The following is a 14,792-nucleotide window of genomic DNA, read 5'->3' as shown; positions in this document are numbered from 1 at the left end:
CTCGTACTGGACGTACTTGGATGACTCCGACAACGCAGCGCGTGTGCGTGCCGGGCGTCGCGCGCCAGGCGGGATTTGTCAGACACGGCCTAGGCGCGCGGCGGGAGTCTCCGGCGGGGGTCCGGGAGCCGGGCCGGGCCCGGTTCGGGGCGGTCCGCGGGGGCCCTCCGGCGGGGCTTCGCGGTGTGCGGGCGCGAAGCGCTTGCGGCGCGGGGCCCTGGGCGGCGGGGCGGTGTCGCTAGACTTTGCCCTGGTCTCGCCCATCCGTACGAGCCGGAGGAGTCTAGTGGCAGCCAAGGACAACGAGGCACTGATGCGTGCGTCGCTCAGCGCCGTCGCCCCCGGCACCGCCCTCCGCGACGGGCTCGAACGCATCCTCCGCGGCAACACCGGCGGTCTGATCGTGCTCGGCATGGACAAGACCGTCGAGTCGATGTGCACCGGCGGTTTCGTCATCGACGTCGACTTCACGGCGACCCGGCTGCGCGAGCTGTGCAAGCTCGACGGGGCCATCGTCCTCGACAAGGACATCTCGAAGATCCTGCGGGCCGGTGTGCAGCTGGTCCCGGACGCGTCGATCCCCACCGAGGAGACCGGCACCCGGCACCGCACCGCCGACCGGGTGTCCAAGCAGTGCGGCTTCCCCGTCGTCTCCGTCTCCCAGTCGATGCGCCTGATCGCCCTGTACGTGAACGGGGAGCGCCGGGTCCTGGAGGAGTCGGGCGCGATCCTGTCCCGCGCCAACCAGGCGCTCGCGACCCTGGAGCGCTACAAGCTGCGCCTGGACGAGGTGGCCGGCACGCTCTCCGCCCTGGAGATCGAGGACCTGGTGACCGTCCGGGACGTGACCGCGGTCGCGCAGCGCCTGGAGATGGTGCGCCGGATCGCCACCGAGATCGCCGAGTACGTGGTGGAGCTCGGCACCGACGGCCGGCTGCTGTCGCTCCAGCTGGACGAGCTGATCGCGGGCGTGGAGCCGGAGCGCGAGCTGGTCATCCGCGACTACGTGCCGGAGCCCACCGCCAAGCGCTCCCGCACCGTCCCGGAGGCGTTGACCGAGCTGGACGCGCTGACCCACGCCGAGCTGCTCGAACTTCCGATAGTGGCGCGCGCCCTCGGCTACAGCGGCTCCATGGAGACCCTGGACTCGGCGGTCTCGCCGCGCGGCTACCGGCTGCTCGCCAAGGTGCCGCGGCTGCCCGGCGCGATCATCGAGCGGCTGGTGGAGCACTTCGGCGGGCTGCAGAAGCTGCTCGCGGCGAGCGTGGACGACCTGCAGACCGTGGACGGCGTCGGCGAGGCCCGGGCGCGCAGCGTCCGCGAGGGCCTGTCGCGGCTCGCGGAGTCCTCGATCCTGGAGCGCTACGTCTGATCCGCTCCCTCACGGTGTGACGCCGGAGAGGCCCCGGGATCGCTCCCGGGGCCTCTCCATGTCTGTCCGTGTACCGGCGCTCAGTCCTTGTCGAGCCGGAACGCCACCGGCGACACCTTCAGGCCCGGCACCGCCGCCTCCGCCAGGTAGTTGCCCGGGGCGGCCTCGCCGGCCGGGGCGCTCGCGCACTGCGGGGCGCTGCGCCCGCGGTCCCACTCCACGGTGTGGGTGATCGTGGCCCTGGCGGGGACCTTGAGGAACAGCGGGGCCGCGGCGGCCGGGCAGTCCTTGGAGGACCACAGCACGCCCTTGGTGTCACGGACCGTCAACACCGCGCTCTTCGGGCCGAGATCGGTCTTGCAGTCGGCGGCCGAGGTGTTCTTGACGGTCAGCAGGAAGCGCGGCTTCTCGCCCGGCCCGTAGGCCAGTCTGGCGCTGCGGAAGCTCAACTGCAGCGCCCCGGCGGTGCAGTTCGGCAGCGGGGAATCGGCCGGAACCTGCTGTCCGGCGCCGCTGCCCGCGCCGCCGTCGCCGCCCGCGCCGTCCGTGTCGCCGTTCTTGCCGCCGCCCGAGACCCCGGCGTCCGCGCCGCCCGCGCCCGCGTCCGTACCGCCGTCACCGGCACCGGAGCCGTCGCCGGAGCCGTCGCCGCCCGCGCCGTCCGCGTCGCCGGAGTCCCCCGACTCGTCGCGGCCGCCGGGCTGTTGGCTGATCGCCGGTCCGGTGCCGGAGGGGCCGGGAGTGATGGAAGGGGCGGGCGAGGAGCCGTTGGCGGCGTCATTGGTCTTCTTGCCCCCGCCGCCGCCACCGGAGGTGACGGCCCACACCGCGATCAGTGCGAGCAGGGCAACCAGGCACAGCGCCACGGCCCTCCGACGCCAGTAGATGGAGGAGGGAAGCGGCCCGACCGGATTGCGCAGTGATCCCACGCCACGAACCTTACGAGAGATCGGGGCCAACTCCCGCCCCCCATGCCGCTCCAGGCGCCAAGTTTTGCCGATGATCACATCCGCATTCCCTTCCGCGTGCGGTTCCGCGTGCGCTTCCGCGGGCGCTTCCGCAGGTACTTCCGGGGCCGGATACCGTCGTCGACCATGGACAACCTCCCCCAGCTCTCCGACGGCCTGTATCTCGACATCAGCGAGTTCGCCCACACCACCCCGCACTGGTTCCAGAAGATCGCGGAGGTGTGGACCGAACTCGGGCTGCTGCTCTTCGGGGTGCTGTTCGTGGCCGGCTGGTGGCGTTCGCGCCGGGGTTCCTCCGACGCCATGGCGCTCGCGCTGCTCGCCCCGCTCGCGACCGCCTTCGGCTATGTGGTGAGCGAGGGCCTCAAGTCCCTGGTGGACGAGGAGCGTCCGTGCCGGGCGGTGGCCGGGGCGCCCGTCTCGCTCGTCGCGTGCCCGCCGCACGGCGACTGGTCCTTCCCCAGCAACCACTCGGCGATCGCCGGAGCCGCGGCCGTCGCGCTCGCGCTGTCCTGGCGCGGAATGGTGTGGCTGACCGCGCCGATGGCGCTCCTCATGGCCTTCTCCCGGGTCTTCGTCGGCGTGCACTACCCGCACGACGTCACGGTCGGCCTGCTCGTCGGCGGCGCGGTGGCGTTCGTGGCCGTGAAGGCGGGCCGGCGCCCGGTCCTCGCCCTGGTGGAGACCGCCAGGGCGAGCCGTAACGGCGCGGTGGTGTGGTGCGTGGGACGCGGGGTGCTCTCGCACGCCTCCGCGCGCCCCGTGGGTGCGCGCCACGGCGCGCGCTGATCCTCCGGCGGACGTGCCAGGATCGGAGTGCCATGACTTCCATCGACGCCTCCTCCTCCCGCGCCGCCGCGCCCGCCGCCGCGCCTGCCGCTCCGCACGACGCCCCGCCCGCCGCCGCCGTGTACGAGGGATCGCCCGCCGCGCTGCACGGGCCCGTCCTCGCCTGGTTCGACCGGCACGCCCGCGATCTGCCGTGGCGCCGCCCCGAGGCCGGCCCGTGGGGCGTGATGGTCAGCGAGTTCATGCTCCAGCAGACCCCGGTGGTGCGGGTGCTTCCGGTGTACGAGCAGTGGCTGGCGCGCTGGCCGCGCCCCGCCGACCTGGCCGCCGAGGCGCCGGGCGAGGCGGTGCGCGCCTGGGGCCGGCTCGGCTATCCGCGCCGGGCGCTGCGGCTGCACGCGGCGGCGGTGGCGATAAAGGAACGGCACGGCGGCGACGTACCGAGTGATCACGCGCAGCTGCTCGCGCTGCCGGGGATCGGCGAGTACACGGCCGCGGCGGTGGCGTCCTTCGCGTACGGGCAGCGGCACGCGGTGCTCGACACGAACGTGCGGCGGGTGTTCGCGCGGGCGGCGGGCGGGGTGCAGTACCCGCCGAACGCGACCACGGCCGCCGAGCGCCGGCTGGCCAGGGAGCTGCTGCCCGAGGACGAGGCGACGGCCGCCCGGTGGGCGGCGGCCTCCATGGAGCTGGGCGCCCTGGTGTGCACGGCGAAGAACGAGGACTGCGGGCGCTGTCCGGTGTCCGGGGTATGCGCCTGGCTGCTCGCGGGCAAGCCCGCCCATGACGGTCCGCCGCGCCGCGGTCAGACGTACGCGGGCACGGACCGGCAGGTGCGGGGCCGGCTGCTCGCCGTGCTGCGGGAGGCCGTGGACCCGGTGCCGCAGGCCGCGCTCGACGCGGTGTGGGACGAGCCGGTGCAGCGGGCCCGGGCGCTCGACGGGCTGGTCGCCGACGGTCTGGTCGAGCCGCTGGAGGGCGGCCGCTACCGGCTCCCGCTGGGCTGACGGCGGGAGCGCCCGGCCCCGGACCGATCCGTACATCCGGATCCCAGGCCCGGCCCGTACCTTCGATCCGAAGGAACCGTAGAACCGGAACCTTTCCATCCGCTGTTACACAACCGATGGGTAGCCGTGCGTCTGCCGACGGCTGCCCCGCACAGCCCCGTGACAACCGCTCCGTAGCGTCGTCGGCGTAAGAGATCGGAACAGGGACCCGGACAGGGACCTGGACAGCGATCAGGGCTGGTCACGGGGATCGGAGGCGGTTCGGGATGGCGCACGGCGAGGTGCTCGATTTCGAGGAGTACGTACGCACTCGGCAGGACGCGCTGCTGCGCAGCGCCCGTCGGCTCGTGCCCGACCCGGTGGACGCCCAGGACCTGCTGCAGACCGCGCTGGTCCGCACGTACGGCCGCTGGGACGGCATCGCCGACAAGTCCCTGGCCGACGCCTACCTCCGCCGGGTCATGATCAACACCCGGACCGAGTGGTGGCGGGCCCGCAAGCTCGAAGAGGTGCCCACCGAGCAGCTGCCCGACGCGCGCGTCGAGGACGCCACCGAGCAGCACGCCGACCGGGCCCTGCTCATGGACATCCTCAAGGTGCTCGCGCCCAAGCAGCGCAGCGTGGTCGTGCTGCGCCACTGGGAGCAGATGAGCACCGAGGAGACGGCCGCCGCGCTCGGCATGTCGACCGGTACGGTGAAGAGCACGCTCCACCGCGCCCTGGCCCGACTGCGCCAGGAGCTGGAGAGCAGGGCCGCCGAGGGCGACGCCCGGGCCCTGGGCGCCGGCGTCCTGGAGCGGAGCACGACCGTACGAGGCGACGAGCGGAAGCAGGAGCGGTGCGCGGCCTGAGACTGAGTGGCCCGAGGCCGGCTGGCAGTGCCAGGGAGCGGGCGGCGAGCGGAACGGCGGTGGCCGGGCTCGCCGCCTTCGGCGTGCTCGTGGCCGGCTGCTCCACCGGGGGCACCGGTTCACGCGACGAGGGCGCGGCCCGGTCCGACGAGGTCGCCTCCACGGCCCCGGCCACCCCGAAGCCCTCCGCCTCGTCCGGCGACGAGGCGGGCCTGAAGGCCAAGCGGGTGGACCCGATCGCGCTGATCAAGAACGACCCGAAGATCGGCGAGCGGCTGAAGGCCGACCTCAAGCCGTGCACGGCGGACGTCTACCCGGTGGACACCTCGTACGGGAACCTCACCAACTCCTCCGCCCCCGACGTCGTCGTCAACGTGATGACCTGCGGCGACGCCGTCGGCATCGGCACGTACGTGTACCGCGAGGAGAACAACGCGTACCGCAACGTGTTCATGGCCGAGGACGCGGCGGTGTACGGGACGATCGACCGCGGGGACCTGATCGTCACCAAGCAGGTGTACGCGAAGGGCGACCCGGTCGCCTTCCCCTCGGGCGAGGACGTGATCACGTACCGCTGGGCCGGGAACAGGTTCACCCAGCACGACTGGGTGCACAACGACTACAGCAAGGCGGTCGGGGACGGCGGCATCGACAGCACCGAGCCGGCGCCGGTCCCGTCCGGCTAGACACGGCCCGGTGCCGGGCGTCGGGAGCCCGGCAAGATCCGAAAGACACGCCCTCGTTCCCCACGACCATCAAGCGCGTACGCGGAAGGCACCACCACCCATGGCCGAGACCCATGTCCTGTTCGTCGAGGACGACGACGTCATCCGTGAGGCCACCCAGCTCGCCCTGGAGCGGGACGGCTTCGCGGTGACCGCCATGCCCGACGGCCTGTCCGGCCTGGAGGCCTTCCGCGCGAACCGGCCCGACATCGCGCTCCTGGACGTGATGCTGCCCGGCATGGACGGCGTGAGCCTGTGCCGGCGCATCCGCGACGAGTCGACCGTGCCGGTGATCATGCTGTCGGCGCGGGCCGACTCCATCGACGTCGTCCTCGGCCTGGAGGCCGGCGCCGACGACTACGTCACCAAGCCCTTCGACGGCTCCGTCCTGATGGCCCGGATCCGCGCCGTGCTGCGCCGCTTCGGCCACGCGGGCGGCAACGGCGGCGACGCCGACGCGGCGGGCGCGGACTGCGGGGTCCTGGTCTTCGGCGACCTGGAGGTCGACACCGAGGGCATGGAGGTGCGCCGGGCGGGCGTACCGGTCGCCCTCACGCCCACCGAGATGCGGCTGCTCCTCGAGTTCTCCTCGGCGCCCGGCACCGTGCTGTCGCGCGACAAGCTCCTGGAGCGGGTCTGGGACTACGGCTGGGGCGGCGACACCCGGGTCGTCGACGTCCATGTGCAGCGACTGCGCACCAAGATCGGCCAGGACCGGATCGAGACGGTCCGCGGCTTCGGCTACAAGCTCAAGGGATGAAGCGGTACGGGAAGCGGATCGGACGGAGGAGACCCCTCCGGACCGGGGTCCGCTGGAAGATCGCGGTCGCCATCGCGGCGGTCGGCGCGCTCGTCGCGGTGACCCTCAGCCTGGTCGTCCACAACGCGGCCCGGGTCTCCATGCTCGACAACGCCCGCGACGTGCAGATGTGGCGGCTGGTCTTCGCCCAGCGGGTCTACGAGACCTCCAAGCCGAAGGAGCCGCGCTTCGGCACCAAGATCAACGACCCGGCGCTGCCGCCCCAGCTCGACCAGCTGATGCGCGACGGACGGCGCGGCACGTACGTACAGGAGCACGACAGCGGCCCGCCAGACGTGTGGGCGGCCGTGCCGCTCGCCAACGGCGACGTGCTCTCCCTGCACGTGCCCTTCGCCGACCGCAGCGCCACGATCATGAACGACCTCGACCGGGCGCTGATCATCGGCTCGGTGTCCGTCGTCTTCGGCGGCTGCGCGCTCGGCGTGCTCATCGGCGGACAGCTGTCGCGGCGGCTGCGCAAGGCCGCCGCCGCGGCCGGCCGGGTCGCCCAGGGCAACACCGAGGTACGGGTACGGGACGCGATCGGCGGCGTCGTGCGCGACGAGACCGACGAGCTGGCCCGCGCCGTCGACGCCCTCACCGACGCCCTCAACGAGCGGATCGAGGCCGAGCGGCGGGTCACCGCGGACATCGCGCACGAGCTGCGCACCCCGGTGACCGGGCTGCTCACGGCCGCCGAGCTGCTGCCGCCGGGGCGTCCGACCGAGCTCGTACGGGACCGGGCGCAGGCCATGCGGACCCTGGTCGAGGACGTCCTGGAGGTGGCCCGGCTCGACAGCGCGTCGGAGCGGGCCGAGCTGCAGGAGATCGCGCTCGGCGAGTTCGTGGAACGCCGGGTGCGGGCGCTCGACCCGGGGGCGGTGGTCCATGTCGTCCACGAGTCCTGGGTCAACACCGATCCGCGCCGTCTGGAGCGCATCCTCGGCAACCTCCTGGCCAACGCCGCCAAGCACGGCAAGGGCAGTCCGGGCGGCCCGGGCGGCCCGGTGGAGGTCACCGTCGAGGGCCGGGTGGTCCGGGTCAGGGACCACGGCCCCGGCTTCCCCGAGGCGCTCCTGAAGGAGGGCCCGAGCCGCTTCCGTACGGGCAGCAGCGACCGCGCCGGCCAGGGCCACGGCCTCGGCCTGACGATCGCCACCGGCCAGGCCCGGGTCCTCGGCGCCCGGCTCACCTTCCGCAACGCCGCGCCCGAGGGCAGCCCGGACGGCGCGGGCGGTGCCATCGCGGTGCTGTGGCTCCCGGAGCACGCGCCGACGACCACGGGGAGCTTTCCGATACTGCGGTTGGCCGACTGAGCGCCCCTCCGTCACGGCGACGGCCCCCGGTGTCCACAGGGACACCGGGGGCCGTTCGGCTGCCGGACGCGGCTCGCGCGGGTTCGCGCGGGTTCGGGCCGCTAGGGCGTGTGTCGGAAGTAGCGTCGTCCGCCCGCAGGGCGGGCCGGGAGGCGTCCGGTGCGTGCGATCGCAAGGCGGAGGGTGGGGGCACCTCCCGGGCCGCCAGGCCCAGGGGGAGAGAGCGCAGCGTGCTGCGCCGACGACTGACAACGCGGCGAGCGTGCGTGCAGGGCGCCTCCCGGCAGACGGGACTTCCGACACACGCCCTAGGCGGTGGCCTTCGCGGGCTCGGCGTCGTCCGCCCCGGTCTCGTCCGCCTTCGGGAGGCCGGTGCCGCGCAGCGCCACCTCCTTCACGAAGAAGGCGAGGACGAAGCCGACGACGGCCACGACCGAGCCGACCAGGAAGGCCGAGTGGGTGCCGGCCGAGACCGCGTGCTGGTAGGCCTCGCGGACCGCCTCCGGCAGCTTGGCCAGGCTCGCGGCGTCGAGCTGCGCCGATCGCGCGGTCGCGGCGCCGCCGCCGCGGGCGGCCATCTCGTTCTGGACCTGGTGGTTGAAGAGCGCACCCATGATCGCGACGCCGAAGGAGGAGCCGAGGGTCCGGAAGAGGGTGGTCGAGGACGAGGCGACGCCCATGTCCCTCATCTCGACGCTGTTCTGCGCGACGAGCATGGTGATCTGCATCAGGAAGCCCATGCCGGCGCCGAGCACGGCCATGTACACGCCCGAGACGAACCGCGTGGTGTCGGTGTCCATGGTGGACAGCAGGTACAGGCCGACGACCATGAACGCGCCGCCGACGATCGGGAAGATCTTGTACTTGCCGCTGGTCGTGGTGACGCGGCCGGCGATCATCGAGACGACCATCATCGACAGCAGCATCGGCAGGAGCAGCAGACCGGAGTTGGTCGCGGAGGCGCCCTGCACCGACTGCTGGAACAGCGGCAGGAAGAGCACCGCGCCGAACATGACGAAGCCGGTGAGGAAGCCGATCACGGACATCAGGGTGAAGTTGCGGCTGCGGAAGATGTGCAGCGGCATGATCGGGTCGCTCGCGCGGGTCTCGACGAGGAGGAAGGCTCCGAGGGCCACGACGCCACCGACGGCGAGGCCGACGATGGTGGCCGAGCCCCAGGCGTACTCGGTGCCGCCCCAGGTGGTGACCAGGACGATGGCGGTGATGCCGATCGTCAGCAGCGCGGCGCCCAGGAAGTCGATCCGGGTGCCGGCCGCGCGCTCCTTCTTCGGCAGGTGGAGCACGGTGGCGAGCATCGCGAGGGCGACGGCGCCGAGCGGCAGGTTGATGTAGAAGGACCAGCGCCAGCCCCAGTGGTCGGTGATGGTGCCGCCGACCAGCGGTCCGCCGATCATGGCGAGCGCCATGATGCCGGCCATCATGCCCTGGTACTTGCCGCGGTCCCGGGGCGGGATCAGGTCGCCGATGATCGCCATGACGCCGACCATCAGACCGCCGGCGCCCAGGCCCTGGACGACGCGGAAGCCGATGAGCTGGCCCATGTCCTGGGCCATGCCGCTGAGCGCGGAGCCGACCAGGAAGATCACGATCGAGGTCAGGAAGACGCCCTTTCGGCCGAACATGTCGCCGAGCTTGCCCCAGATCGGGGTCGACGCGGCGGTGGCCAGCGTGTAGGCGGTGACGACCCAGGAGAGGTGCTCCAGGCCGCCCAGCTCGCCGACGATCGTCGGCATCGCGGTGCCGATGATCATGTTGTCCAGCATCGCGAGCAACATCGCGATCATGAGGGCGAGGAGGACGACGCGGACGCTGCGCGCGGGTGCGGCCTCCCCCTCGGCTGCCTCGGGTGTCAGTGTCGTTGCCATGTCGTCCCCTCGCGTCCCTTACTTGCCGCCCGGCTAGTTACTACACTGGGGAAAGTAGACCCGTAACTAGCCGGTCGTCAAGTAAGTTTCTGTGTCAGCGAGGGAATCGAGAGACATGGCCCAGGCCCGAGGCAACACCCGCCAGCGCATCCAGGACGTGGCCCTCGAACTCTTCGCCGAGCAGGGCTACGAGAAGACCTCGCTGCGCGAGATCGCCGAACGCCTGGACGTCACGAAGGCGGCGCTCTACTACCACTTCAAGACCAAGGAAGACATCATCATCGGGATCTTCCAGGACCTGGCGCGCCCGATCGACGAGCTGGTCGCCTGGGCGGGCGAGCAGCCGCGCACCCTGGAGACCAAGAAGGAGATCCTGCGCCGGTACCACAGCGCCCTGACGGACGCGGCCCCGCTGTTCCGCTTCATGCACGAGAACCAGGCGACCGTGCGCGACCTGAGCATCGGGCTCACCTTCAAGGAGCGCTTCATCGCGCTCAACGAGTTCATCCAGGAGCCCGACGCCCCGATGAAGGACAAGGTCCGCGCCGTGAGCGCGATCTTCGCGCTGCACGCCGGGACGTTCTTCATGCAGAACGTCGAGGGCGACCCCGAGGAGAAGCAGGAAGCCGTCCTCGGGGTCGCCCTCGATCTGATCGAACAGGCCGAGCAGGCCTCGTAACGCCAGCGTCGGCGTCGCGTCAGCGTCAGATGGAGACGCCGTGGGACCGCAGGAAGGCGGCCGGGTTCACGGCGGAGCCGTAGTTCGGGGTGGTGCGGATCTCGAAGTGAAGGTGCGGGCCGGAGGAGTTGCCGGTGTTGCCCGAGAGGGCTATCTGCTGGCCGGCGGCGACCTTCTGGCCGATGTGGACCTTGATCTTCGACAGGTGGGCGTACTGGGAGTACGTGCCGTTGGCGTGCTTCACGACGATCGCGTTGCCGTACGCGGGGCCGTCACCGCCGCCGTTCGGGCCGGCCTTCACGACGGTGCCGGCGCCGGCGGCCTTGACCGAGGTGCCGACCGGAACGGCGAAGTCCTGGCCGGAGTGCTTGTGCGCCCACATGGCGCCGCCCTGGTTGTAGCTGGCGGTCAGGGTGTAGCCGCCGACCGGCTTGACCCAGGACGCGGCCTTCTTGGCGGCGACGGGCTTCACGGTCTTCGCGGCCTTCGCCTTGGCGACGGCGGCCTTGACCTGCGCGGCCTTCGCCTGCGCGGCGACCTTGGCCTGGGTGGCGGCCTGCTGGGCGACGGCGGCGGACGCGGCGACGTTCGTGGTGGACGCGACGGCGGCCTTGCCCTCGGCGGCGAACGCGGAGCCGGCTCCGGCCACCAGCGACGCTCCCAGACCCGCGGCGGCGAGGGCGACGGCGGTGGTACGGATGCTGGGCTTCATGACGCGCTTCGACATACGGGGGAGAACCTCCGGACAGAACGGGACCCGGCGTGAGAGCGGCTCAGCACCGGGCTTGCTCATCCTTGGTAACCCGGACCCCCGGCCCGGGTAAAACACCCCATCTACGACATCGCGTCGTAGCGATCTCGCCGGGAATCGATCCCGGACCCCTCCGGAAACAGCGACGCGAAATCGGACAAATGCGACCCGCGTAGACCTGTTTAACCGCACGTCGAGACCGCCCCGAAGCGCACGAAACGCCAGCCATCGCCCGCTTCCGCCCCATCCGGGACCTACGTCCCGCCGGTTCGCCCGGAAAGACCCGGATCGCGGGGAAACACCACCACTATTCCGCCTAGTACCGTCCGAAACGCCTGTGCGCCTTGTCACCACGCCCGCCCCGCCATTGCGACCTGGGTCACGCGACCGAACCCCCCGAACCCCCTCCACGGCGCCTCCGGTCGCACTAGCTTCCGAGTCATGACCGACACCACGCCCAAGATCGAACTGGCCGACGCCATCGCCTCCGTACGCGACGAACTCCTGACCGCCGCCCGCCGCGCCACCGGCCACCCCGTCTCCTTCGAGGTCGGCGACATCGAGATGGAGTTCACCGTCGAACTCCGCAAGGAGACGAAGGCCGGGGGCAAGGTCAAAGCCTGGGTCGTCGAGGCCGGCGCCGACGCGAGCCGCGCGCGCGGCGAGACCCACCGGGTCGGCTTCACCCTCAAGCCGCGGAACGCGGCGACCGGCGGGGCCTGGCTGGTGGGGAACGAGGAGGAGGCCGACGTCTCCGGCTTCGGCGCCGCCGTCGACGGAACCGAGGGCCGGTGACCGTCCGCTCCGCCCTCGCGGTCCTCGGCAGACAGCAGGGCAGCGGTGTCCTCGTGGCCCCGGACCTGGTCCTGACCAGCGCCCATGTCGTCGGCGACGCCTTCAGCGCCCGGGCCGTCGCACCGGACCGGCCCCTCGTGGAGTTACGGGTGGTCTGGGTGGACCACGGCCTCGACGCCGCCCTCCTGCACTCCGCCGAGCCCCTCGGCCCCGCACCCAGGCTCAGCGGGCTCGCCACCGACCGCCCGATCCGCGGCTGCGAGATCCTCGGCTACCCCCGGATCCAGCGGTACGAGGGCCGGAAACTGGACCTCGACCAGTTCACCGGCACCGTGCTGCCCCTGGCCGGTCGCATGCAGCGGGTCCTCACCGTCGAACTGGACCATCCGCCCGTGACCGCCGAGGATCCGGACGGCGCCTCGCCCCTGGCGGGCCTCTCCGGCGCCCCCGTCTTCGCCGCCGACGGGCTCATCGGCATCGTCCGCTCTGTCCCCCGGGGCCGCGGCCACCGCCGCCTGGAGTGCGTTCCGCTCTCCACCGTCACGGCCCAGGAATCCGTACGGCAGTGGCTTCCCGACACCCTTCTGTCCCCGGTCGACGAGCATCCGGAGGACCGGCGCCACGAGGCGGAGTACGCCGAGGCCCTCGGCGCCGCCTACCGCCGCACCCGCATCTTCGGCCTGGACGAGCTCGGCAAGCGCGCCTCCGAATGGGACCTCGACACCGCGTACATCTCCCTGGAGGCCACCGCCAGGACCCGGGAGACCGTCCCCGTCCCGCGCCGGATCGACGACCTGCTCGGCTCCCGGCCCCGGGTCCTGCTGCGCGGCGACGCCGGCGCCGGGAAGACCACCCTGGTGTGGTGGCTGGCCGCGCACGCCGCCGCCGGCACCCTCGGGCCCGGGCTCGCCGCGCTCAACGGGCTCGTGCCCTTCGTCGTACCCCTGCGGTCGCTGCGGGCCCGGGACGAGGGCTTCCCCTCCCCCGGTGAGCTGTCCCGCGTCGCCGGGCTCATGATCGACGCCCCGCCGAACGGCTGGGCGAGCCGGGTCCTTGCCGCCGGGCGCGGACTGCTGCTCGTCGACGGCCTGGACGAGGTCACCCAGGACGACCGCGACGACGCCCACACCTGGCTCAGCGGCCTCCTCGCCCGCTACCCGGGCACCCGCTGCGTGGCGACCGTGCGCCCGCACGCCGTCGCCCCCGACTGGCTGGGCGGCGAGCGCTTCGAGGAGCTGACCCTGCTGCCGCTGCGCGGCGAGGACATCGACGCCTTCGTCACCGCCTGGCACGACGCGGCCCGCCTCGACGCCGACGCGTACGACCGGGCCGCCCTCGACGAGCTCGAACGCGACCTCGCCCAGCAGTTCCGCCACAACCCCAACCTCGCCGAGCTGGCCCGCACCCCGCTGCTCTGCGCGGTGATCTGCGCCCTGCACCGGCTACGGGAGGGCTTCCTGCCCGAGACCCGCTGGGAGCTGTACGACTCCGCCCTCACCATGCTGCTCGGCACCCGCGACGAACGCCGCCGGGTCGGCTCCCCCGACGGCATCCGCATGTCGGTCGAGGAGCACCGCCAGCTCCTCCAGCGCCTCGCGGTCCGCCTGGTCCGCGGCGGCCAGACCGAGTTCACCCGCGAGCAGGCCCTCCAGCGCCTCGAACGCGACCTCCCCGGCATGCCACGGGTCCAGGCCCAGGGCACCCCGGAGGAGATCCTCACCCATCTGATCAACCGCAGCGGCCTCCTCCAGGAGCGCACGGACGACGTCTTCCAGTTCACCCACCGCACCTTCCAGGACTTCCTGGCGGCGAAGGAGTTCGTCGAGGACGGCAGCCTCGACGAACCGCTGGGCCGCGCATACGACCAGCAGTGGCACGACGTCCTGCTCCTGGCCGCCGGCCACTGCAAGCGACGGGAGCTCCCGACCCTGGTGGAGGGCCTGCTGAAGGCCGGTTCCGAGACCCGGAAGCGGGATCTGAAGACGACGCTCTACGTGATGGCGACGCAGTGCGCCCAGCACGCGGCGTGGCTGGACGAGAGCCTGCACCGGCGGGTGCGCAAGGCGGTGACGTCGGTGATCCCGCCGCGGAGCTCCGAGGATGCCCTCCGGCTGGCGAAGCTGGGCGGCTACGTGCTGCCGCTGCTGCCCGGACCGGAGGAGCTGAGGGCGAGGAAGGAGGCCGACGCCCTGGGCAGGATCACCCAGCTGATCTGCCGGATCGGCGGCGCCGAGGCGGTCCCCTACGCCGCGCGGTTCGCCGAGGCCGGCGAGGCGCACCGGTTCGCGACCGCGTGGAACGTCTTCCCCACGCAGGCCTTCGCCCGGGAGGTGCTGCCGCACTGGGACCCCGACGAGGTCCTGCTCGTCAGCACACGGGAGCAGCTGCGGACCCTGCACGACTGGCCTCAGGTCCGCGGGGTCCATGTGGCGGGGAGACACGCCGCGCACGACCTCGCCCACGGGCTCGCCGGCCGTCCCCTCACCTATCTGACGCTCCAGGGAGAGCGCATCGGGAACGATCTCGACGTGCTGCGGTCGCTGGACTGCTCCCGGCTCAGACACCTCCTGGTGAGCGGCTTCGGCGCTTCCCGCCCGGGGCTCGGCGCCCTCGCCGGGCTGCCTGCTCTCCGGACTCTCAGCCTCTTCCTCGACCGGGGGAGCGCACTGGACCTCACTCCGCTCCATGCCCTGCCCGTGCTGGAGGAGGTCGCCGTACACGGAGTCCTCCGCGAGGACCTTCGCGGCGCCGCCGCCCTCGGTGACCGGCTCACCGTCACCTAGGCAGCACGAAGGGGCGGCCCCAGGACCGATTCCGGTCCCGGGGCCGCCCCTCTACGCGCTACGGGCTCGGC

At 72.4% G+C, this 14,792-nt stretch carries 13 protein-coding genes; 10 read left to right on the top strand and 3 right to left on the bottom strand.

Annotated elements, in window-relative coordinates:
- The first annotated feature begins 313 nt into the window (after positions 1-313).
- A complete protein-coding gene (gene disA / locus AB0M18_RS18760; RefSeq protein ID WP_361589546.1) occupies positions 314-1,372 on the top strand; it encodes a DNA integrity scanning diadenylate cyclase DisA in 1,059 nt (352 codons plus the stop codon).
- A gap of 80 nt (positions 1,373-1,452) precedes the next feature.
- Here the strand turns inward: disA and AB0M18_RS18755 are convergent, their stop codons facing one another.
- Positions 1,453-2,301 (bottom strand): hypothetical protein, encoded by an 849-nt coding sequence (locus tag AB0M18_RS18755; protein WP_365759246.1) that lies wholly within the window; start codon positions 2,299-2,301, stop codon positions 1,453-1,455.
- A gap of 165 nt (positions 2,302-2,466) precedes the next feature.
- Here AB0M18_RS18755 and AB0M18_RS18750 point away from each other — a divergent pair, with 165 nt between their 5' ends.
- From AB0M18_RS18750 to cseC, 6 genes are all read left to right on the top strand, one after another.
- The gene (locus AB0M18_RS18750) at positions 2,467-3,129 is read left to right on the top strand and encodes a phosphatase PAP2 family protein (RefSeq protein ID WP_365759244.1); all 663 of its coding nucleotides are present in this window, start codon (positions 2,467-2,469) and stop codon (positions 3,127-3,129) included.
- A gap of 32 nt (positions 3,130-3,161) precedes the next feature.
- Positions 3,162-4,136 carry an A/G-specific adenine glycosylase gene (locus AB0M18_RS18745; protein ID WP_365759241.1) on the top strand — a complete coding sequence of 325 codons (975 nt, stop codon included), beginning with the start codon at positions 3,162-3,164 and terminating at the stop codon, positions 4,134-4,136.
- A gap of 266 nt (positions 4,137-4,402) precedes the next feature.
- Positions 4,403-4,987, top strand: a complete 585-nt coding sequence (locus tag AB0M18_RS18740; RefSeq protein WP_356073948.1) for a SigE family RNA polymerase sigma factor — start codon at positions 4,403-4,405, stop codon at positions 4,985-4,987.
- Entirely contained in the window at positions 4,984-5,673 is a 690-nt protein-coding gene (locus AB0M18_RS18735; RefSeq protein WP_365759273.1) for a hypothetical protein, read from the top strand. The genes AB0M18_RS18740 and AB0M18_RS18735 overlap by 4 nt, the downstream gene beginning before the upstream one ends.
- A gap of 100 nt (positions 5,674-5,773) precedes the next feature.
- A complete protein-coding gene (cseB, locus tag AB0M18_RS18730; protein WP_365759239.1) occupies positions 5,774-6,472 on the top strand; it encodes a two-component system response regulator CseB in 699 nt (232 codons plus the stop codon).
- A complete protein-coding gene (gene cseC / locus AB0M18_RS18725; protein WP_365759236.1) occupies positions 6,469-7,827 on the top strand; it encodes a two-component system sensor histidine kinase CseC in 1,359 nt (452 codons plus the stop codon). Before cseB ends, cseC begins: the two co-directional genes overlap by 4 nt.
- Positions 7,828-8,135: 308 nt before the next feature.
- On the opposite strand, the gene AB0M18_RS18720 is transcribed toward cseC, so the two are convergent.
- On the bottom strand, positions 8,136-9,713 hold the full coding sequence (locus AB0M18_RS18720; protein WP_365759234.1) for an MDR family MFS transporter: 1,578 nt from the start codon (positions 9,711-9,713) through the stop codon (positions 8,136-8,138).
- A gap of 115 nt (positions 9,714-9,828) precedes the next feature.
- On the opposite strand from AB0M18_RS18720, the gene AB0M18_RS18715 reads away from it, so the two are divergent.
- Entirely contained in the window at positions 9,829-10,392 is a 564-nt protein-coding gene (locus tag AB0M18_RS18715) for a helix-turn-helix domain-containing protein (protein WP_365759232.1), read from the top strand.
- A gap of 25 nt (positions 10,393-10,417) precedes the next feature.
- On the opposite strand, the gene AB0M18_RS18710 is transcribed toward AB0M18_RS18715, so the two are convergent.
- On the bottom strand, positions 10,418-11,119 hold the full coding sequence (locus tag AB0M18_RS18710) for a M23 family metallopeptidase (RefSeq protein WP_365759230.1): 702 nt from the start codon (positions 11,117-11,119) through the stop codon (positions 10,418-10,420).
- A gap of 465 nt (positions 11,120-11,584) precedes the next feature.
- Between AB0M18_RS18710 and AB0M18_RS18705 the strand changes: the two genes are divergently transcribed.
- Positions 11,585-11,938: a trypco2 family protein gene (locus tag AB0M18_RS18705; RefSeq protein ID WP_365759228.1), complete on the top strand. Its 354-nt coding sequence runs from the start codon at positions 11,585-11,587 to the stop codon at positions 11,936-11,938.
- Entirely contained in the window at positions 11,935-14,721 is a 2,787-nt protein-coding gene (locus tag AB0M18_RS18700; RefSeq protein WP_365759226.1) for an NACHT domain-containing protein, read from the top strand. Before AB0M18_RS18705 ends, AB0M18_RS18700 begins: the two co-directional genes overlap by 4 nt.
- Positions 14,722-14,792: the final 71 nt, after the last annotated feature.

The organism is Streptomyces sp. NPDC051909, from assembly GCF_040681095.1.
Lineage (GTDB): Bacteria > Actinomycetota > Actinomycetes > Streptomycetales > Streptomycetaceae > Streptomyces.
The sequence above is the reverse complement of the archived record's forward strand: the minus strand, read 5'-3'. Positions and strand labels throughout refer to the sequence as shown.